This is a genomic window from Robertmurraya dakarensis, from assembly GCF_900156875.1.
Taxonomy (GTDB): Bacteria; Bacillota; Bacilli; order Bacillales; family Cytobacillaceae; genus Robertmurraya; species Robertmurraya dakarensis.
In genome coordinates this window covers 2,811,279-2,831,696 of record NZ_LT707409.1, presented here as the reverse complement: position 1 = coordinate 2,831,696, position 20,418 = coordinate 2,811,279, and the positions used below count along the sequence as shown (strand labels likewise).

21 protein-coding genes, 1 pseudogene and 1 riboswitch are annotated in these 20,418 nt (G+C 36.2%); of the genes and pseudogenes, 18 read left to right on the top strand and 4 right to left on the bottom strand.

What is annotated here, in order from left to right; all coding sequences use genetic code 11:
• The first annotated feature begins 113 nt into the window (after nt 1–113).
• From CZ487_RS22605 to CZ487_RS22580, 6 genes are all read left to right on the top strand, one after another.
• Nucleotides 114–341, top strand: a complete 228-nt coding sequence (locus tag CZ487_RS22605; protein WP_077214509.1) for a helix-turn-helix transcriptional regulator — start codon at nt 114–116, stop codon at nt 339–341.
• Between the two features lie 16 nt (nt 342–357).
• On the top strand, nt 358–2,184 hold the full coding sequence (locus CZ487_RS22600) for a DNA primase family protein (protein WP_161949677.1): 1,827 nt from the start codon (nt 358–360) through the stop codon (nt 2,182–2,184).
• A 627-nt stretch (nt 2,185–2,811) separates the two neighbouring features.
• Entirely contained in the window at nt 2,812–3,078 is a 267-nt protein-coding gene (locus CZ487_RS22595) for a hypothetical protein (protein ID WP_077214505.1), read from the top strand.
• Complete coding sequence (locus CZ487_RS22590) at nt 3,050–3,745, top strand: head maturation protease, ClpP-related (RefSeq protein ID WP_084783351.1); 696 nt, start codon at nt 3,050–3,052, stop codon at nt 3,743–3,745. The genes CZ487_RS22595 and CZ487_RS22590 overlap by 29 nt, the downstream gene beginning before the upstream one ends.
• 2 nt (nt 3,746–3,747) lie before the next feature.
• Nucleotides 3,748–4,311 carry a P-loop NTPase family protein gene (locus CZ487_RS22585; RefSeq protein WP_077214502.1) on the top strand — a complete coding sequence of 188 codons (564 nt, stop codon included), beginning with the start codon at nt 3,748–3,750 and terminating at the stop codon, nt 4,309–4,311.
• A 271-nt stretch (nt 4,312–4,582) separates the two neighbouring features.
• Nucleotides 4,583–4,927 carry a cupin domain-containing protein gene (locus CZ487_RS22580; RefSeq protein ID WP_077214500.1) on the top strand — a complete coding sequence of 115 codons (345 nt, stop codon included), beginning with the start codon at nt 4,583–4,585 and terminating at the stop codon, nt 4,925–4,927.
• Nucleotides 4,928–5,090: 163 nt separating this feature from the next.
• Here CZ487_RS22580 and pdxR read toward each other — a convergent pair whose 3' ends face one another.
• On the bottom strand, nt 5,091–6,569 hold the full coding sequence (gene pdxR, locus CZ487_RS22575; protein WP_077214498.1) for a MocR-like pyridoxine biosynthesis transcription factor PdxR: 1,479 nt from the start codon (nt 6,567–6,569) through the stop codon (nt 5,091–5,093).
• Nucleotides 6,570–6,675: 106 nt separating this feature from the next.
• Here pdxR and CZ487_RS22570 point away from each other — a divergent pair, with 106 nt between their 5' ends.
• From CZ487_RS22570 to CZ487_RS22545, 6 genes are all read left to right on the top strand, one after another.
• Nucleotides 6,676–7,461 carry a PhzF family phenazine biosynthesis protein gene (locus CZ487_RS22570; protein WP_077214496.1) on the top strand — a complete coding sequence of 262 codons (786 nt, stop codon included), beginning with the start codon at nt 6,676–6,678 and terminating at the stop codon, nt 7,459–7,461.
• Nucleotides 7,462–7,476: 15 nt separating this feature from the next.
• Nucleotides 7,477–8,748, top strand: a complete 1,272-nt coding sequence (locus CZ487_RS22565; protein WP_077214494.1) for an MFS transporter — start codon at nt 7,477–7,479, stop codon at nt 8,746–8,748.
• 22 nt (nt 8,749–8,770) lie between these two features.
• Nucleotides 8,771–9,424, top strand: a complete 654-nt coding sequence (locus tag CZ487_RS22560; protein WP_077214493.1) for a LysE family translocator — start codon at nt 8,771–8,773, stop codon at nt 9,422–9,424.
• A 578-nt stretch (nt 9,425–10,002) separates the two neighbouring features.
• Nucleotides 10,003–10,485 (top strand): hypothetical protein, encoded by a 483-nt coding sequence (locus tag CZ487_RS22555; RefSeq protein WP_077214492.1) that lies wholly within the window; start codon nt 10,003–10,005, stop codon nt 10,483–10,485.
• A gap of 7 nt (nt 10,486–10,492) precedes the next feature.
• Complete coding sequence (locus tag CZ487_RS22550) at nt 10,493–11,146, top strand: hypothetical protein (protein ID WP_077214491.1); 654 nt, start codon at nt 10,493–10,495, stop codon at nt 11,144–11,146.
• Between the two features lie 10 nt (nt 11,147–11,156).
• On the top strand, nt 11,157–12,119 hold the full coding sequence (locus CZ487_RS22545) for a hypothetical protein (RefSeq protein ID WP_077214490.1): 963 nt from the start codon (nt 11,157–11,159) through the stop codon (nt 12,117–12,119).
• 361 nt (nt 12,120–12,480) lie between these two features.
• Here the strand turns inward: CZ487_RS22545 and CZ487_RS22540 are convergent, their stop codons facing one another.
• Entirely contained in the window at nt 12,481–13,548 is a 1,068-nt protein-coding gene (locus tag CZ487_RS22540; protein WP_237562927.1) for an exonuclease domain-containing protein, read from the bottom strand.
• A 96-nt stretch (nt 13,549–13,644) separates the two neighbouring features.
• Complete coding sequence (locus tag CZ487_RS22535) at nt 13,645–13,905, bottom strand: hypothetical protein (RefSeq protein WP_077214489.1); 261 nt, start codon at nt 13,903–13,905, stop codon at nt 13,645–13,647.
• 242 nt (nt 13,906–14,147) lie between these two features.
• On the opposite strand from CZ487_RS22535, the gene CZ487_RS22530 reads away from it, so the two are divergent.
• From CZ487_RS22530 to CZ487_RS22505, 6 genes are all read left to right on the top strand, one after another.
• The gene (locus CZ487_RS22530; RefSeq protein WP_077214488.1) at nt 14,148–14,993 is read left to right on the top strand and encodes a DUF72 domain-containing protein; all 846 of its coding nucleotides are present in this window, start codon (nt 14,148–14,150) and stop codon (nt 14,991–14,993) included.
• 70 nt (nt 14,994–15,063) lie between these two features.
• Nucleotides 15,064–15,891: a sulfite exporter TauE/SafE family protein gene (locus tag CZ487_RS22525; protein WP_077215432.1), complete on the top strand. Its 828-nt coding sequence runs from the start codon at nt 15,064–15,066 to the stop codon at nt 15,889–15,891.
• A 102-nt stretch (nt 15,892–15,993) separates the two neighbouring features.
• Nucleotides 15,994–16,296, top strand: coding sequence for a YunC family protein (locus tag CZ487_RS22520; protein WP_077214487.1), 303 nt, complete (start codon nt 15,994–15,996; stop codon nt 16,294–16,296).
• Nucleotides 16,297–16,422: 126 nt separating this feature from the next.
• Nucleotides 16,423–17,514, top strand: coding sequence for an HD-GYP domain-containing protein (locus tag CZ487_RS22515; RefSeq protein ID WP_077215431.1), 1,092 nt, complete (start codon nt 16,423–16,425; stop codon nt 17,512–17,514).
• Nucleotides 17,515–17,590: 76 nt separating this feature from the next.
• Nucleotides 17,591–18,337, top strand: coding sequence for a sporulation protein YunB (gene yunB, locus CZ487_RS22510; protein WP_077214486.1), 747 nt, complete (start codon nt 17,591–17,593; stop codon nt 18,335–18,337).
• A 51-nt stretch (nt 18,338–18,388) separates the two neighbouring features.
• Nucleotides 18,389–18,568, top strand: a riboswitch (Lysine riboswitch).
• A gap of 135 nt (nt 18,569–18,703) precedes the next feature.
• Nucleotides 18,704–20,260, top strand: a complete 1,557-nt coding sequence (locus CZ487_RS22505) for a Na+/H+ antiporter NhaC family protein (RefSeq protein ID WP_077214485.1) — start codon at nt 18,704–18,706, stop codon at nt 20,258–20,260.
• A gap of 37 nt (nt 20,261–20,297) precedes the next feature.
• Here the strand turns inward: CZ487_RS22505 and CZ487_RS26400 are convergent.
• Nucleotides 20,298–20,418 (bottom strand): annotated as a pseudogene (locus CZ487_RS26400) (peptidase M23); the annotation flags it as partial.

Genomic DNA, 20,418 nt, shown 5'->3' with positions numbered 1-20,418 from the left:
ACATGTATTCACTAGAAACATCTTTTTATCTTTTATATCCTTTTATGAATAATTTTCATCAGAATGTAAAAGATGGATAATGTTCTCATTTGAATACAAGAAAGAGGTATTATATGAAAATTCAAATTAAAGACGAAGTAAAGTTAAAGAAATGGCTCATTCGTAAAGGGTTTTCTAATACCGATTTGGCAAAAACACTTGGGGTTTCAAAACATCATATTGGATTCATTTTAAAAGGAACAAGAAGTCCAAGTCCCTCAGTTGCTAAGCAAATATCGGATATTTTGGAATGCGATTTCAATGAAAATTTTGAGATTGTGGAAAACCAGGATAAAAATTAAAGTGAGGGAAGCAAGAATGAAATTGGAAGGTAGCCAAGAACATACAGTTGTTGATGAAATAATAATGGTAGATATATCAGATGTAGACATAGATATTATTGATGACATGCTTTACACGTTTAATATTGAAACAGAAATGTGCGAGACAGACAATAGTATTCGTATGTGGTTCAATAAACCTGTTTTATATAAGCATGAGCCCGAAGGAGTTTGTGCTTTAGGGTTCAAGGTAAGATGGGAGATATGTACCGAAAAGGAAATACCAGAAGATATTGAAAACGAAGGTGATAGACAAGAATTGCCTGATTTTTTAACTTGTATTAAAGACGCTGAGGAGTTTCACAAATATACAGGTGATCCTGATGAAAGGCGCTATGAGGATGAAGAGGATATCTATGACAGAGAACTAGTTAATAGAAAAAATATGTTATTTGCTCATAAATTAAAAATAAAGCATGTTGTAAAAAATTATATAGAAATTTTAAAGTTTATTAATAGTAACTCTCCTGTTATTAGTGATACTTTTTCATTACCTCTTTCATTACAGAAAAAAGAACTTGACGCACTGATTCAAGATGACACCATCAAGGTTGAAAACAATAACGAATATGATGCAGCTAGACAATTGATAGATAAATTAAGAATTGTAAGATTTAATGATTCCCTATATTTTTATGACCGGAATCATTACTGTAAAGGGGACAATTATGTTAAAAGTAAAGTCGCCCAAGAGCTTAAAGGTCAAAAGAGTCGTTATGTAAACGAAGTGATTAGACAAATAGAAATTTGTGCTCCATTTGTTAGTGCGCCACCAGAAGGTTGGGTAATCAAATTTAATAACGGATACTTATACAACGGTCAGTGGTTGGATTTTAACTATACAGATTTTACACCTTATTACATTGATATTGCATATGATCCTGAGGCTACACCTGTGCCAGTGGTGGACGAGTTCCTTAGAACTTTCACTGGTAATGATGAAGCTTACATTCAATTCATACCGGAAATTATGGCCCATGCTCTTATTACAGACATCAATGTAAAACGTGGCAGTAAACACTTTCAAAAGGCTATATTTTTACATGGAGATGGTGGAAATGGTAAAGGAGTCTTATTGAATATAATACGGACTTTTTTGGGAAGTGAAAATGTTTCATCCGTTCCATTACACCGTTTCACCGATGAAAGTTACTTAATTAGTATACGAGGGAAACTAGCTAACTGCTGTGATGATTTGAGAGAGGACAAAATGATTAACAAAGCCCAAATACAAGTGCTCAAAAATTTGACTGCTTATGATGACATAGAATTACGGAATTTGTATAAAAGTTCATTCCATGAAGCAATTTCAGCAACTCAAATTTTTACAACAAACCATATCTTAAAAACCTCTGAAAAAGGGGAGGCGTGGAAGCGCCGGGTAAAAATGTGTCCGGCTTTTGCAAAACCGAAGGCTGATGATCCAGACATACAGAAAAAATTAACCTCGCAAGAAGCCATGGAATATTGGTTGAAGCTTGTAATAGAAGCATACAAGAGGTTATATAAGGAACGGAATTTTTCGGAATCAAAGAAAATTAGGGATTATACGGAGCAATACCACGAAGAAAATAATTCTTCTCTCGCTTGGGTACGTTCTAAAGGCAAAGACTATTTTATTAATAAACGTTCTCCTCAAGTTCACGATGATTATCTGACTTGGCATAAAGAGAATGTCGGTGGAACTCCTTTAAACAATAAGCAATTAAAAGAAACTATTTTAGAAGTTCACAGCTTAGATTTCAAGAATACATCATTCAAAGGAAAATCAAATTGGTTATTCAAAGAGAAAAAAGTTATCTAAACAATCACATCAACCACAATTTTGTACTGAATCGTGGTCGATGTGGTTTTTTTGTGGTCGGTCTTAGCTCTACTCTTCAAAGGGATTGAAAGAAAAAACCACAAAACCACAACTTTTTTTTAAAAAAAAGCTAAATAAAATAATCAACTGAACTTAATTTAAATTTTATATATTTATATTGGTATCTTTTTTGTTTCTATAAAAATAAAAGAGATCACCTTGCTTTAAAAAAATGAAAAAAAAATAATTTCAGTAAAAAATTGTGGTTTTGTGGTTATTTACCAAAAATCCTTGGTGCTGCAAGGTTGAAGCACACCACAATTTAACCATGTTTGACCACATCGATGTGTTTTTTTTGAGTCGCAATAATCGAATAACGGGTCATCATTATGGGTAAAAGGTTTATTGCATTGGGTAATAGATAATGGAAAGTGAAAATAAAAGACCAGCCTTTAATGGCTGGCTTAATTGTAGAGGTTTTCGACACCTACAAAGTAGTTAGGTGTGGCGATGTGATGACCAAATATTTATAAAATGTCCATTTAATAGTATGACTTATGAATAATAATTTAAACATTAGGAATATTAAAATTAAGGATAAAAGATAAATTAGAAGAGGTGTGCAAAGTGGATGAATTAATCACAGAAGGGAAACGGGCTTACCATCGAGAGTACATGAGAAATTATCGAAAGCAGAACCCGGAAAAAATAAAAGAATGGCAGAACAATTGGTATCTGAAAAAAGCACTGGAAGCACAAAAGAATGAAGAAAAACAGCCAACAACAGCAAAAGAAAAAGCCTTATTTCAACTGGAACAATTGAAAAATAAGCAACTTGAAATAGAGGCAAGAGAAGCAATGAAACATGAGCCATCTGTCCCGACATTTTACTGAGGAAAGAAGAGACAACCAAATGGCAAAAAAAATTATGATCAAAGGCGCAATCGTCTCAAACAATGATTACCCCGTTTACGAATGGCTTGATATAGAAGCAACAAGTCCTAAAATTGTTCATGAACAACTTGCTGAGGCTAAAGGTCAACCTGTGGAAGTGGACATTAACTCGGGTGGCGGAGATGTGTTTGCCGGGAGTGAGATTTATTCGGCTTTAAGAGCCTACTCCCTCAACGGAGGGCGTGTAACGGTCAATATTGTTGGTCTAGCAGCGAGTATAGCATCGGTCATTGCCATGGCTGGAGATGTGGTGCGAATCACCCCTGTGGGGCAGATAATGATTCACAATGCCTCTATTCATGGCGCAAGCGGTGATTATAGGGACATGAATCATATGTCAGGTGTGTTAAAGAACGTGAATCAAACTCTGGCAAATGCCTACAGATTAAAAACAGGCAAAACGGAGAGTGAGCTATTGTCAATGTTTGATGCTGAAACATGGCTAACACCAGAACAGGCTTTACGACATGGCTTTGTTGATGAAATCCTGTTTGATGATCAAATTCAGACGGGATTAAGTGTTGCTGGAAGAAGTCAGGTAGGTTCTCATCAAACGAGAAAGATGACAGCACAATTAAATTTAATGAAACTGAAAGTGGGTATATAACGGTGAAAATTACAAAAGAGCAATTGCCGAGTAAAGAACAGAGAAAAAGAGGGTTTCAGTGGTTTCAGAATGAGGAAAAGGCAGAGAAGCCTTTTGATGGGAAAGTTAAGGTGCGGATAACGGAGCAGGAATATAAAGCGGTTATCTCTGCGTGCCATATAAATAACCAAGGATATAAAACTTTTGCCCGGACAGCGATTGAAGGCTTTGAAAAGGTGGATGAATTAATCCAACCACAAACGGAGGGTGACCCACAGGATTGGCTGACGCTTGAGTTTGATAAGGAAGTAAAGGAACCATTGGTTCAAGCTGCTAACAAGGCAAAGATGACGCTGGAGGAATTTGTCCGGGCATTGGTTTGGACAAAGGTGAAGAGAACGTTTAAAGCTAAGAAGGAACAAGATGAACGATCAATGGAACAACGGAGGAAGGAAAGCTATCGTGCTGTTATGATCAGGCTAGAGCCAAATCTGATTGAAAGATATGAATCCAAGTTTGGGAGAATCAATAGCATAACAGAAATTGAAAACACATTAAAAGATTTGTTGCAAAAAGAGCTTGCCTAGTCCCCCCTCTAGAAAATAACAAAGCTCCAGTTAGGGAACCGGCGGCGGGAGAAGAATTTTTCTGCGTGATGCTTACATGTATTTTTTTGGATTTATAAAAAGATGGCAGGATAAAAAGCGAAATGTTCAAACCTTCAATTATTTAGGCAGCTATGTAGAAAGTAGCTGCTTTTTATTGAACGAAGCAGGTTACTTCAATAAGTTTATTTGTTGTACTAACTATCCTAGAAATTTAAAATTAAATAAAAAGAATAAGAGGAGTTATTTTTGTATGAAGATAAGTAAACATAACGCAGAACATTACATATGGGGAAATATATGTGATGGATGGCATTTAGTAAATAGCAATGAATTAAGTGTCATTCACGAACGGATGCCCGTTAACACTTCAGAAGTAAGGCATTTTCATAATCAAGCACGTCAATTTTTCTTTGTATTATCTGGCACTGCTACGTTAGAAGTTAATGGAGAACGCATTATTTTGAACCCTCAAGAGGGAGTTGAAATACTACCTTTAACACCACATCAAATGATTAATGACTCAAATAAAGATGTTGAATTTTTGGTTATTTCTCAACCTACTAGTAAACGGGACAGAGTTTTAACAGAAGAGTAATTTAATTTGGACCTCAAAAGGTGCTTTTGTTCAGGATGATGATCGCTGCGGCGGTCATTTTTTCTTATTGAAGAAGGGTTAGAAATTTTCTAGAACAAAATACCCCAGTTCAATGGGGTATTTTTATTATTTATCTCCGAAAGCTTTTACATAGGAGGTCTATTTAAAAATATGGCGAACTATCTTGTTTAATTTTTGAATCAATTGCCAATTGAAGGATGTTACAAATGGTTTTTACACCCTGTTCTAATTGTGGCTCATTCATATATGAGAAACTTATTCGAAGATAATGATTTTCCTGGTTTGTAGGAAAACAAGTTGAACCAGGCAAAAAAGTGATTTGTTCATTCTTTGCTTCTAATAAGAGGTGATCCGTATTAAGCCAGAAAGGAAGAGTGAGCCATACATTTAATCCCCCTTTTGGTACGAACCAAGAAACCTCTTTAGGTGAATGTTGTGACAGAATCTCCAGAACAACATCACGCCTTATCTTTAGAGCTGTTCTTAATTTTTTTAAATGATCCATCATTCTTTTTGAAGTAATAAATGGAATGATGGCTTTCTGTGTAAGCAAAGGACTGCCTAAGTCGGCGTTAGCCTTGGCAGCTAATAGACGTTTAAATATAGAGCCAGAAGCAGCTAATATTCCAATTCTACAGCCTGGAGCTAATATTTTGCTTAAACCTTTCAAGTAAATGACATGACCGTCTTGGTCCAGACTTATCATCGATGCAGGAGGTTTTCTTTCAAAATAGATTTCACTACATGGATCATCCTCAATCACTAAACACTGCGTACTTTTAGCAATCTCAAGAATTTGTCTACGACGTTTTGTGGGCATCACAGCACCAGTTGGATTGTGAAAAGTAGGGACGGTATAAATGATTTTAGGTTTATACTTATCACACAAATTCTGAAGTAAATCAACTCTCATCCCATCACTGTCAACAGGTACGGTAAGGATTGTTGCACCTCTCCCACGAAACACATCAATAGCTCCTGGATAAGTCGGGGCTTCCATGACTACCACATCACCTGGTCCAACGAATGTACGAGCAACTAGGTCTATTCCTTGTTGTGAACCACTTGTAACTAATATATTATCTGGGGTAGTTGGAACATCCATTCTTTTTAAATACTCAACCATAGCCTGTCTAAGTTCTTTATCTCCTTGAATTTCTCCATATTGTGATAGAACTTTTGGATTCTCAGAAAGCATTTTATGAATTTCTTGCTCTAAATATCGATTAGGTAAGAGTCCAGGATCTATCATAGAAGATGAAAGATGAATTTTTTCAGGGACTTGATGGAAACGAGCAAATTGAGACCTAGGTAAATAATCTTGAATGGAAAGCTGCCAATCGTAGGAAATGGCTCCTTCCTTTTTTTCAGCTTCTTTGATATTTGTCTTTCTTATAAACGTTCCTTTCCCTTGAACAGATGTGATATACCCCTCTTGTTCTAGCTTTTGATAGGCCTTTACTACAGTAACTAAACTTACTCCAATCTGTTTTGAGAGTTCTCTTACAGAAGGTAATTGTAAATCTTCTTCTAAGAGATCTGAACGGATATGATCGAGAATGGAATGGTATATTTGCTTTGTTAATGAAATGTCAGCATTACGTTGAATCTCAATGTGCATGACTTAATCTCCTTTAAGTGTTATACATAGGGGTTGAGTGTTATATACAAATAAATGTAAACTATCAATAAATTGTTAAACACATTATAACACTGGAGGAATTGTGATGAAATATTTTGTAGTTGATGCTTTTGCTGAAAAAGTGTTTGAAGGAAATCCAGCAGGAGTATGTATCATGAATGGTTGGATTTCAGATGGACTCATGCAGAAAATAGCGATTGAAAATAACCTATCGGAAACAGCATTTGCAGTAAAAGAAGGAGCACATTATCGACTGCGATGGTTTACACCTGGTGGAGAGATTAACCTTTGTGGGCACGCCACGTTAGCAACGGCATTTATCATTCTGAATTATTATGAGGAGCATTTGAATAGTGTCAAGTTCAATACAATTAGTGGAGAATTAACGGTAAATAAGCAAGATGATTTATATGAACTGGATTTCCCTTCCGTTCCTTCGGAGGAAATTTGTTCAACTGATCAAATGATCGAAGCCTTGGGAATTGTGCCAAAAGAAACGTACTTAAATAGAGACCTTGTTTTCGTATTAGAGTCCGAGGAAGAAGTGAGAAACGTAACTCCTGACTTTGCCCAATTAGAAAGATTACCAGAAGGATTGGGTGTTTGTGTTACAGCCAAAGGCAGTGAATTCGATTTTGTTTCCAGAGGTTTTTTCCCTAAGTTAAAAGTAAACGAAGATCCAGTAACAGGTTCTTTGCATTGTAGCCTAATTCCTTTTTGGGCGAAAAGATTAGAAAAACAGGAATTAGTTGCAAGACAACTATCTAGCAGAGGCGGTACTCTTTATTGTAAACATGAAGATACACGAGTAAAGATGGCTGGGAGAGCAGTTCTATATTCAGTAGCTGAATTAAACATAGGGATTAAATGATAGTGGGGTGATGGTTTGAAACGTATTCATTATAGTTGGGTTATTTTATCAGTTGCTTTTTTTTCCATTCTTATAGCTGGTATAGTTCGTTCATCATCAGGGGTCTTCATTGTTCCATTTGAAACCGAGTTCGGATGGGAACGGGCAACGATCTCATTAGCTTTTGCGGTAGGCCTTCTACTCTACGGTTTTTCGGGCCCTTTTATGGCGGCACTAATAGAGGTGACGGGTGTAAAGAAAATGATGATTTTAGCCATGACAACGTTATTGGTCGGAGTGTTGCTTACCTATTTTATGGTGAAACCTTGGCAATTAATCTTGATTTGGGGAGTTATTATAGGCTTAGGTTCTGGGTTATTCCTAACCGTATTAAGCCCATATATTGCAAATACATGGTTTGAAAAAAGAAGAGGACTTGCACTTGGTATTTTAACGGCGAGTACGGCAACTGGACAATTAGTCCTTCTCCCAATACTTGCAATCATCATAGAAACGCATTCATGGAGATGGGCAATGGGTCTTATCCTCATTCTTAGTGTCATCATGCTATCGATCATCCTTTTATTTATGAAAAACTCACCAAAAGAAATAGGTTTGCTTGCGTACGGGTTAGAAGAAGAAGTAAGTGGGAGTGAAAAAGTCCAAAAGAAAAATCCTGTCATTGTTGCCTTACAAACGTTATATGAAGTGGTAAAAGTAAAGGAATTCTGGTTGTTAGCAGTAAGCTTCTTTATCTGTGGGCTTTCGACCAGTGGTTTAATCGGCACTCACTTTATTTCTTATTGCATAGGATTTGGTTTTACTGCAGTTGCAGCTGCATCCATGCTTTCATTGATGGGCGTGTTTGATTTAATTGGAGCCACTCTTTCTGGTTGGCTTTCCGATCGATTTGATAATCGATGGTTGTTGTTTTGGTATTATGGTTTAAGAGGAGCATCACTTGTATTTCTCCCATTTGCACTTTCTGAAGGGTCAATGACTTTTCTTATTATATTTTCAGTATTTTATGGTTTAGATTGGATTGCAACGGTACCACCAACGATTAATATCTCAAGGCAAATCTTTGGTAAAGAAAAAAGTGGAATCGTATACGGATGGATATTTGCATCGCACCAATTAGGTGCAGCGGTAGCTGCAGGGGGAGCAGGGGTGATATATAACATTTTCAACTCCTATTCATGGGCATTTGCTCTAGCAGGAATGTTTTGTTTAGTAGCAAGTCTATTTGTGGTAGTAATAAAGAAGCAACCTATTGAAGTTAAGATTCAAACTCATGTAGCTAATTAAGAATGGAAGGAGATTTGCTTGTATGTCCCATTATTATATGTTTATTTTTGTATCCCTTATTATCATTATGACTCCAGGTCCCGACTTTATTTTGATTACTAAAAATGCACTTACAATTAATAGATATGCAGGTCGTATGACTTCATATGGAGTTGTGACAGGACATATTATTTATGCAACAGCTTCTATACTTGGGTTCACAGCCATTATTGCAAAATCTATAGTGCTTTTTGAAGTCATCAAATATACTGGAGGTGTTTACCTTCTTTATCTAGGAATTAAAGCAATCCTGTCTAGTATAAAGAATAAGGAAAAAGAAAACACAGAAATTAAATCGAATTTAGAGGCTGAATTACAAGTTGCTCAAAAAAATTCAAAAACTAAAACTTCTTATTTCCAAGGATTAGCAAGTACACTTCTAAATCCTAAAGCCATTATGTTTTATATTTCTTTTCTTCCACAGTTTATTGATTTAAAAGGAAATATAATTCTGCAGTCAATGATACTCGCAGGGCTTTTTATAATAACTGTTTTATTGTGGTTTACTTTATATCTTTACATTCTTACTTACATTAGCTCGTGGTTTAAAAAACCTTCTGTAGAAAGAATCTTTGACCGATTTTCTGGTATCGCACTAATTTATTTAGGAATAAAGTTAGCACTTGGAAAAAATTAATTTTAGAATATTGTTTCAATCTTAGTTATAGGTAAGGATGATATTGGTACTTTGCACTAACTGGAGACATGAATCTAAAATGAAGAATATGTGAATTTTTTCACTTAAACTATATGGGTGCGTTAGTTGAATAAGAAAACTAAAGACCACTGAAATGTTGGTCTTATTTTTTGTTTAAATGGTGATGTTCATTACGTCGATTCGATAACTCAGGGTTTTGAATTAAGAGGAAATCAAGCATTGAGTCGGCCCCAATGAAAAAAACGATTAGGGCAAATACGTATGCAATTTGGAGAAGGTAATAATTATTGGAGATCAAGACATAAACGCAGCTATTGAAAGTTTTGGAGGAACAGAAATTTAGAAACAATATGGAGGATAAATTGCCTTGTTAGCCACTCTTGTAAACAACAATATTTCAGGAATAAGTATTTCAACCTTGCATATGTTTATTTTTATAGGGAAGAAATAGAATAAAAAGTTGTTTTTACGATTAAATGTGGAGACAGATTCATAAAGTCTTGATATATTTAAAAGGAAGAGGTTTACTTTGATACAAGAGATGGGAGGGAACAATCATGTCAACTCAATTCAAAATATTTATTGATGATAAGCTTAACCAAATTGAATTTGTTGAGTATGATTATTCCCAAAAAAGCTATCGGATGATTTTGGATGAAGCTTTTCAAAAGGATCTACGGCAAATAATTTTTACTACTTCGGTTTTTAAACAGCTCATTCAAAAGTTATATGATAACAGTTATTATTTATTGGAAATCAAATTTATTGATTCGATTGATAATTACGATTTTTCTGATATAAGAGAATTTATAAATCAAATAAACATTGCAAAAGGTAATAAAGTTTTAGTGAATTCTCTCCTTAAAGAAATAGATTGGCTTGTAAATGATGAGAGTATCGATATTAAATCAATTGTATTTTTGGATATGAAGAATAGAGATAAATTTGAAATTTACAGTAATGGTGTAATTTTGGGTAAGAATGATCGAGTTTTAAAGATAATAAAGGACATACTTACGCCAATTTTTGTGAGGATTTAGAAGTAATATGAATACAAAGAATTTATTGCTAGAAAGTTCATTTAAATTTCTATTTCCGTTTTTAGCACTTTTAATATCCTATTATTTTTTTAATATCTCTGATTGGATTAAACCAATAAGTGATATCAAAGATGACAAAATAAAATGGGCATTTGATCTCGCTTTTAATACTTCTTTAATAAATATTATTTATGAATTAATAAAGGCAAGATTTAAACCTTCTATTATATATACCGTTAGTATCACTGATAGGAAACAACAAAATTCTGTTACATTGGATTATGCTGAAGCAGAGCAAATCCTTCCTTTAAAGTGTAAAATAAGTGTTCAAAGGGATAAACCTATTAAAAACATAGAAACAGAAATAAGGTTAGATTATCCTAAGTGGCTTACTTTGGAGATAGACAGCATAAAACATTCTGATGAAGAGGCATTTGATCATAAAAAGGATGAAAATGTACTCATAGTTAAACCAAAACATTTATTTAATGAGAATATAAAGAGTTTAGAAAGTTATGAAGTGAACTTAAAGGTGATTGCTAGGAGAATAAATAATTATCAAGGAAACATTCAACCCAAAATTAAATCACAACCTAAGTATAGAGCACTGAAAGTAAAAAGTACCACAGAAGCCTTTAAAATTAAAATAGTCGAAGGGTGAAAACACCTAAATGGAAAGTTTTTCGATTTGGAATTTAAATAATGATAGAAATTTTGGACAAGTTATCGAAATTTATCAATCTTACTTAAATTGGAGAGTTACAGAAACAGACCCCTACAACGACCAGACACTTGAATTTAGTATTGAAGTTATTCAAAATGATGACTACGCATTTTTGTTGAATAATGCAGAAGAAAATGCCATTAGTTTTGCTCAAGTCAATTATAGAAGAGAGAAAGTTGTAACAAACGAAAGAAATAATCCCCTTAGGGAAAGAAGAATAAAATTAATCGAGCTAACTTTTTTCGTTTTCGAATACATGGGTCGAGTTAAATTTATATCATTAAGAGGTAGTGGTGCAAATACCTTAACGGCTTTACGAGCAGCTAACAACTGTACTAGTAATAACGAAATAGTTGCTGATAATCTTGAGGTTACTGAGGATTTTTTCTATTGGGTTTTTCAAAGACATATGAATTTTACTAACAGGGAGTTATATCCTGGATCAAATTCTTTTGTTGACGCTCTTACTGGTTACAGTGGAAATACAAGAGACTTAGTCAATAATATGTGGGGTAGAGGAAACAGAATTTCAAGAATATTGGTTACACTTGCCTTCCTTTTTAACAATGATAGCCTTAAGTCCTTAACCCCTGATTTTAAATATGGGGATGAGAATCTAGAAGTTGAACTAACGCTTAGTGGAACTTTTAAATTCAATGAACAAAGTCATGTTGGTAGATATTTCTTAGAACCAGATCCAATTAAAAAGAAGGCATGTTTATTAATGCTTTTTGTCCTTGAAATATTTCCAAATGTAAAAATGGCATACAATAATCATTTAGAGGATGAAACTTGGGGACCTGATCACCAATTGAATTTCATTGCAGGTATTGGTGCAGAGATACAAGACCGAGTAGAAGAAAAGCTACAAGGGATAAGGGAATTGTTAGAAGATGGTGATGATGAATAAATTAAGCATGAATTGATAAAAACCCTCTCAAAAGAGAAGAGTTTCTGTGTGCCAACACCGTGCCAAGTCCATGCCAAGTTGAAAACATAATCCATTTTAAACCATTTGAAGAAATGGCTTTATATCGGGGTTTAACCGACTTTTTTATAAATCATTTCGTGCCATTTCGAGCAAAATTAATCAAGTTCGAGATGGAAGGTTCAATTGGATAATTCCTATTGATAAAAAAAATCCGTTCGCCCTTAAGTGGCTGAACGGATTTTTTTATTTCGTAATGACAGCGATTATAAAATGTACGGTTATATTTAGAATCATACTCTTTAATGTGGGGAACGTGTTTTAGCAAGTAATTGTATTACGCTTAGTAATCATTTATTAATTTCAAAAATGTATGCTCGTTTATTATGTTAATTTCTTTACCTTGTTCAATTAGAGAATAAGCCTTCGCCTCTTTTGTACTAGTACCATTTTCCCCAACTACAGATTTATCTTGAGTACCAACAACTAGGTAATCAGTCTTACCGCTAATTCCACTTTTTACCACACCACCTAGATTCACTACTCTTTGCATGGCATCTTTTCTATCCAATGTATTCAAATCACCTGTAAATACAATGTTTTTTCCGAAAAAAGGATGATCTGTACGAATAGTGTCAACAGTTACCGAAATTTCTGATATTGCAATACGGTTGGCCTTGAATCGGTTCCTCTTTATAAAGTGAGTTTGAGGTTTAAGGTCTGAAAAATTGCGAACGGTAATTCCTTTCCCAAACATACTGAGATACGTATGGAGTGTCTTTCTCTTCTTGCTTTTCATACAAGCGATGACTAATTGAGCACATGCTCTAGCATCTGCCATGGCATTGTGATGTTCATTATGTTCTATACCGAAATAATCTAAACGTTCTATTAGTGAATTTCCAATTCCTTGTCCATTGCACGCTTTTGTACTTAGCGTAATGCTATCTATGTATTCAAAATTTGGTAATTCCAAAGAATACTCGGTTAAGCAAGAATACAATACACTCATGTCAAATTGAGCATTATGAGCAATAATTGGAGTAAATGTAAAATGAGAACTGATTTCTGTCCAAATTTCATCAAACTTTCTCTCATTTCGTACATTATCTGCTGTTAATCCATGAATTTTTGTAGTTTCTTTATCGAATTCTAGTGAAGGAGGTTGTATTAAGAAATACTTTTCGTGAATAATATCATGGTCTTTTACAAAAGCCATGCCTAATGAACATGCACTGCTCATCTTGTTGTTAGCGATTTCGAAATCAATAGCAATAAAATCGATATCATTCGTGACTTCATCAATTGAATTTAATTTACCATAACAATCTTCACATAGCTGTTGATTATTAAGATCTCCGAATTTAATTCTTGCCCTTCCACAAGAATTACAAACAATTAACGGCTGCAACCTGTTCCCTCCTAAAATAATAAGGCACCTAAACAAATTGTAAGTTCTAGGTGCCTTAAATCTATCTCTTGTATTTTTTATTGTTTTTAGTTATTTCTATTGATTCCTTTGTTTCATCATGCTAATTTCCAGCTCAGCGTCAGCTACTTTGCGATTGACGAATACAACGCCTTCCCGGAGTGACTGGATTTCTTTAAGTAAGAGATTGTCGGAGTTAACATTTTCGATATGTTTCTTCTCGATACTTTCAGAAAGCTTGTCCAATTTCACGTTAACGATCTCAACATCTTGTTTTGTAGCCATAGTAGTCTTAATTTCGTGGATTTCTTTTAAAAGCAAATCTAATTTATCATCCATTGGAATCGCCCTTTTCCGGATTGTTTTTGGTTCACTTTTGCATCACTGTTAGAAACCTCTTATATCATTGATTTTAACATGAATGTTGCTGGATATAAACGAATATTATTGCTTCTTTTTAACATCATAGTTTCCGTTCGCCCTTATGTGGCTGAACGGATTTTTTTATTTCGTAATGACAGGTATAAATTAATCATGTACAGTAATAATTAAGAATTTTAGCCATTTAGTGAGGTGATAGAATGATTTATATCGGTCTGACAGGCTGGGGAGATCATGATAGTCTCTATGGACCGCACACAACAGCGAGGGACAAATTAAAAGACTATGCAAGCTATTTTCCAACGGTCGAAGTAGATGCTTCTTTTTATGCGGTACAGCCGCTCAGAAACTCCCAAAAGTGGGTGCAGGATACTCCTGATGGCTTTCAGTTTATTGTCAAGGCTTATCAGGGAATGACAGGGCATGAAAGAGGGGAAATCCCTTTCGATAGCAAGCGCGATATGTTTCAAGCCTTTAAGGAGTCATTGACACCTTATTCTGAAGCAGGGAAGCTTGCCATGGTACTCTTTCAATTTCCTCCATGGTTTGATTGTAAAAGAGAAAACGTCAGCTATCTTAGATGGTGCAAAGAGGAAATGGGGGATTTTCCTTGTGCACTTGAATTTAGAAATCAGTCTTGGTTCACACCAAATTTGATTAAGCAGACGCTGCAATTTATGAGGGATGAGAAGTGGATTCATAGTATACGTGACGAACCGCAGTCAGGGGAAGGCTCAGTACCGACTGTTCTTCAGTCTACTCATTCTGAAAAGGTACTTGTCCGCTTCCATGGGCGTAATGTTCATGGCTGGCAGAAGAGAAAAGATGTAAATTGGAGAGAAGTCAGGTACCTTTATCGCTATAATGAGCAGGAATTACGGTCATGGATTGCCAATATCAAAGAATTACAGAAGCAATCACAAAAGGTTTATGCTGTCTTTAATAACAATTCAGGCGGCGACGCTGCAGATAATGGGAGGCAATTTATTGATATGTTAGGGATTCATTATGATAACCTTGCCCCAAGGCAGTTGGATCTATTTTGAGAGAGAGGAACTTAATTACTAGGCATCAAAGATATAGAAAATAACGATGCCAGTTGGAGGTGGAATGGAAGTGGAGTGGCTAATTTTATTAATGATCGGGCTCGCAGCTGGAACAATCGGTGCGTTAATGGGCTTAGGAGGCGGCATTATTGTTGTCCCTGCATTGCTTTATTTTAGTACATATACGAATCTCCTCGGGGAGATCACCCCGCAGGTTGCGGTTGGGACTTCCTTGTTGATAATGATCTTTACTGGATTATCGTCGACATTGTCTTATATGAAACACAAGACGGTTGATTACAAAAGCGGGATGATCTTTTTTATCGGAAGCGGTCCTGGCGGCATTGTCGGGGCATATGTGAACAAGGCTTTAGATATGACATCCTTCAATATCTATTTTGGGGTATTTATTATTATTATTTCCATTGTATTAATGGTAAGAGGAAAACTAAAGCCGGTTACGCTTTCAGTAAACGGAGGAGTCAAACGCACATTTACAGACTTACATGGAGAAACGTTTCAGTATGGCTATCAACCTGTCATTGCCATTATCATTTCATTTATCGTCGGTTTTTGCTCAGGGATTTTTGGGATTGGCGGCGGTTCGTTGATGGTTCCGGCAATGATTCTTATCTTCTTATTTCCGCCCCATGTAGCAGTAGCAACATCGATGTTTATGATTTTTTTATCAGCGATTGTAAGCTCAATTACTCATATCAGTCTCGGAAATGTGAACTGGATGTTTGCTCTCGCTTTAGTACCTGGTGCATGGATTGGGGCGAAGCTAGGGGCATTTGTCAATCAGAAATTAGGCAGCGCAACGCTTGTACTATTATTTAGGCTATTCTTACTCTTTATTGGCATACGTTTAATTTATGAAGGGGTTACGGGAGGGTAACCAGCACTTTCCAATAGTGGAAATACCTAAAAATAGAGATGTATACACGCTTTTCCCACCATTATCATAGATTGATAAGGGAAGGGAAAGGAGCGTGAAAAAATGGTTGAACTAACTCCAATCGAAATAAATGGTCACACATTTTTAAGCGTATCTGTCGCTTTACCTAAAACAAATTTACTTGTTGTGACAAGTGATAAAGGATATATTATGTGCGGTGCTTTAGACGTAGGATTATTGAATGAAAAGCTCAAAGATCGAAAAGTGATTGCTGGCAGGGCAGTTGGTGTAAAAACAATCGATCAGCTGCTTGAAGCTCCTTTAGAATCTGTTACGTTAGAAGCAGAGACATTAGGTATTCATAAAGGAATGATTGGAAAAGACGCACTGCTCAAGATGATTTAACATGAACCCGCTGCCGGCGGGTTTTTTTTGACAATAAAAAATTCATGAAAAGTATGTCGAAATTTGTTAAAATGCCGTAAAATGATAGATAGGAAAATTATACTGATGTGGAAATGGGAGTTAGCAATGAGATTAGTATCAACTGCGACTGTTGAACCAGGTGCGATTCTTGCGAAAACGATCTATAACGATAAAGGGCAGGTCTTGCTCAGTGATGGTGTTGCGTTAAATGAACGTATGCTGAAAAGACTTCTTGAGATGGGGATAGCCTATGTTTATATTAAAGATGCCAAAACTGAGGACATTCAATATAAAGAGGCTTTTCCACGAGAATTAAAGGTGAAAGCAATTAAGTCGATTGAGTCGACTTTTCATCAAATACAAGTTGATGCAACTTTATCAAGATCGTTCGTTGTTGAAAGAGCCTCTCAAAATTTCACAGATATCATACGCCAGCTCCATGAAGAAATCAAAAATAATGGCGACTTATTATCGATACTATCAGATGTATTTACATATGATGATTATATCTTCACCCACTCTTTTAATGTTACATTATATTCTTTGGCGATCGGGATGGAACTTGGACTCCCGCAAAAGGAAATTGAAACGCTTGGCCTTGGCGCGATTATGCATGATGTAGGAAAGATGAAAATCCCGACAGATATCCTGCTAAAGCCTGGGAGATTGACAGACGAAGAATTTCAAATTGTAAAGCAGCATCCTGAAGATGGCTTCCGGCTTCTAAAAGATGTACATACCATTTCACTGCTTGTCGCCCATTGTGCATACCAGCATCATGAGCGAATTAATGGTTCAGGTTATCCAAGAGGAATTAAAGGGAATGAAATTCACCGTTTTGGTAAAATCATTGCCGTTGCGGATGTTTTCGATGCTGTGACATCGAATCGAGTCTATCGCAAGGCAATGCTGCCACATGACGGATTGGAAATCCTTTTTGCCGGTTCAGGCACATTATTTGAAGAAGAAATCGTCAATGCCTTCCGTAAAGCGGTTGCGATCTATCCTGTTGGGATAACCGTTGAGTTAAGCGATGGAAGAAAGGGCATTGTATCTGAGCAAAACAGCGGTAAAAGCGACCGGCCAAAAGTGAAAATACTAGAGAAAGATGGCTTAAATGTTACCCCGTATGAGTTAGACTTAATGAAAGAGCTGTCCGTTGTCATTACAGGATGCGACACAACTTTCTCAAAATAATTCAAAAGTTACCCATATTTTTGAGCTAGTTCCCTCCTAACGAGCATACATATAGCTTGTAAAGGGGGGATTTGTTTTGCCTAAATTTCGCGGTCGCCTCCCGCGGAGAGGTCCGCTGCCTTTCAGGTATGTTTTTTTACTAACATTTGTGTTTTTTATATTTTCCACCACTGCAGGTTTATGGATTATAAACGAAGGCCTCAAGCCCACATTAATGGCTTATGCAGAATCACAAACGAGGCAGATTGCCTCTCTTGTCATTAATAAAGCGATTTTGGAAAGAAAAGTAATGGACATAAATGATGTGCTTGTTAAAAACCCTGAAACATCGATGGTCAATTTTGATACGGAAAAAATATACAATGAACTAGGGGAAACCACTAATTTAATATTGAACAATATTAAAAAGGCAGAAAGCGGAAATCTAACTGACCTGGCCGAATCCGTGGCCGGAGTAGAAATCGAAACAGATCCTGCTAGTGGTGAAAACGGAATTGTTTATTATGTCCCTTTAGGTCAGGCTACAAATAATGCCCTTTTGGGGAATCTGGGACCGCGGATACCGGTTCGCTTTAACGCAATTGGAGACATGGAGTCAAACATCGAAACGAAATTCAAAGAGGTTGGCATCAATAATGTCTTTATCGAGGTACTGATCAAGCTGAAGGTAAATGTTCAAATTATTATTCCATTTGCTACAGGAGTCGCGGAGCTCGAACAAGAGATACCGATTGCGCTTGGGTTGCTGGAAGGCGATGTTCCACAGTTTTACAATAATAGCGGAGAAAGTGGGGCTCCTTCCATTGAAATACCAGTAGACTAGATATAGGAATTTTGTTATAGTAGGAACATAATTTCATACACCTTATCATTTCGGTGGGGTAGAGGAGCAGAATTTAAGAGTAAGTTATGTGAGGATGACAACAATGAACATAGCTGAAAGGAAGTTTTGCCGAAGTAACATGATGGGTCAGCATGATGTTACTGGGGTTACTTTGAATAAAAGTAACACTGTCATTATGAAATACTTTCATAATGGGGAGCTACAGATCGTGATGGAGAATCGAATTACTTAAAATTGCAAAGAGTAATGGTAGATTTTTCTCTATCATTGCTCTTTTTTGCGTGGTTTTTTCATAATATATTTGAGCTGCCCCATAGTCAAACTACTTAGGAGGACATATTTGAAATGACGAATACTTTTCTATCATTAATTCCGCCTATCGTGGCGATCTTAATGGTTATTTTAACCAAAAGAGTGCTCCTGTCACTAGGTGTCGGGATTGTATCTGCTTCCATCTTATTAGCAGAATTTAATGTAATTGAAGCGATTTCGATCATCGTGAATGCTGTGACGGCACTTTTTATCTCAGAAGGGGAATTAAATACATGGAATGTGTATATTATCCTTTTCTTATTTATTCTTGGTACGATCACTGCTTTTATTTCGATTTCGGGCGGCAGCCGTGCCTTCGGTGAATGGGCAATAAAACGTGTAAAGTCGCGGGCAGGTGCACAGGTAGTAGCAGCTATTCTTGGCATGATTATTTTTATTGATGATTATTTTAATGCACTTGCCGTTGGACAAATTTCACGGCCGATCACAGATCGTCAAAAGGTCTCTCGTGCAAAGTTAGCTTATTTGATTGATTCAACCTCTGCACCAGTCTGTGTCGTATCTCCGATATCAAGCTGGGGGGCATATATTATCGCCATCATCGGAGGGATTTTAGCAACACATCAGGTATCACAATTTACAGCTTTTTCAGCGTTTATTCAAATGATTCCAATGAATTTCTATGTCTGGACGACGTTAGCGATTGTGTTCATCGTTGCTTTCATGAATGTGGAGCTTGGTAAAATGAAAACACATGAACAGCGTGCGATCTCAACTGGAGAAGTACTTGATCCTCATAAACAAGCACCAGGAGAGTTAAAAGAAGAACTTCCAACAAGCAGTAAAGGGGCAGTAGGAGATTTAATTTATCCGATTTTAGCGCTTGTAGTTGGAACAGTTGGTTCTATGCTTTGGACAGGCAGTCAGGCAGTTGAAGGAAATGCAACGATATTAGCTATTTTTGAGAATACAGATGTAGCGGCGTCTCTTCTTTATGGCGGTTTGTTTGGTCTAGCAGTAACCTTGCTTTTATTTTACCGTCAGGCCTTCATCTTAAAAGGTGTAAAGGCAAATGTATTTTCAAGAGGGATAATAGAAGGGATTAAATCTATGCTGCCTGCAGTCTATATACTGCTTTTTGCGTGGGTGATTGTTGATTTAATTGGTCAGCTGGAAACAGGTAAATATCTTGCCGGTATTGTGGAAAAGTCTGAGATCAATATTGCATTTTTACCAGTCATTCTATTTATTATTGCAGGGATCATGGCATTTTCTACAGGAACTTCATGGGGATCGTTTGGGATTCTCTTACCAATAGCAGGAGATATTGCAGCAACGGTTGATTTCGGTTTATTGCTTCCAGCAATGGCTGCTGTTCTTGCAGGGGCCGTGTTTGGAGACCATTGTTCGCCAATCTCAGATACGACGATTTTATCCTCGACAGGGGCAGGCTGTAATCATATGGATCATGTTGTCACACAGCTTCCTTATGCATTAATTTCTGCGGGAATTTCTTCTGTTGGTTATTTACTTTTAGGATTTACAGAAAGCATTCTAATACCGCTTATTGCAATCGTCTTTTTATTAATTGCATTTGCATTATTTGCTAAAAAAATCAGCACAAATTAAAAAAGGTGCGGGGCTCCCATAAAGGGTGCCCAGCACCTTATTTTTTTCGAGCTTTTTGCCGTTCCTGCTTTTCCCATAATCGTAAATGTGGGTAAGGGTCATAAGACCATTCTGTATAGCCATTATCTTTGTACATTCCATAATGTAAATGAGGCGGG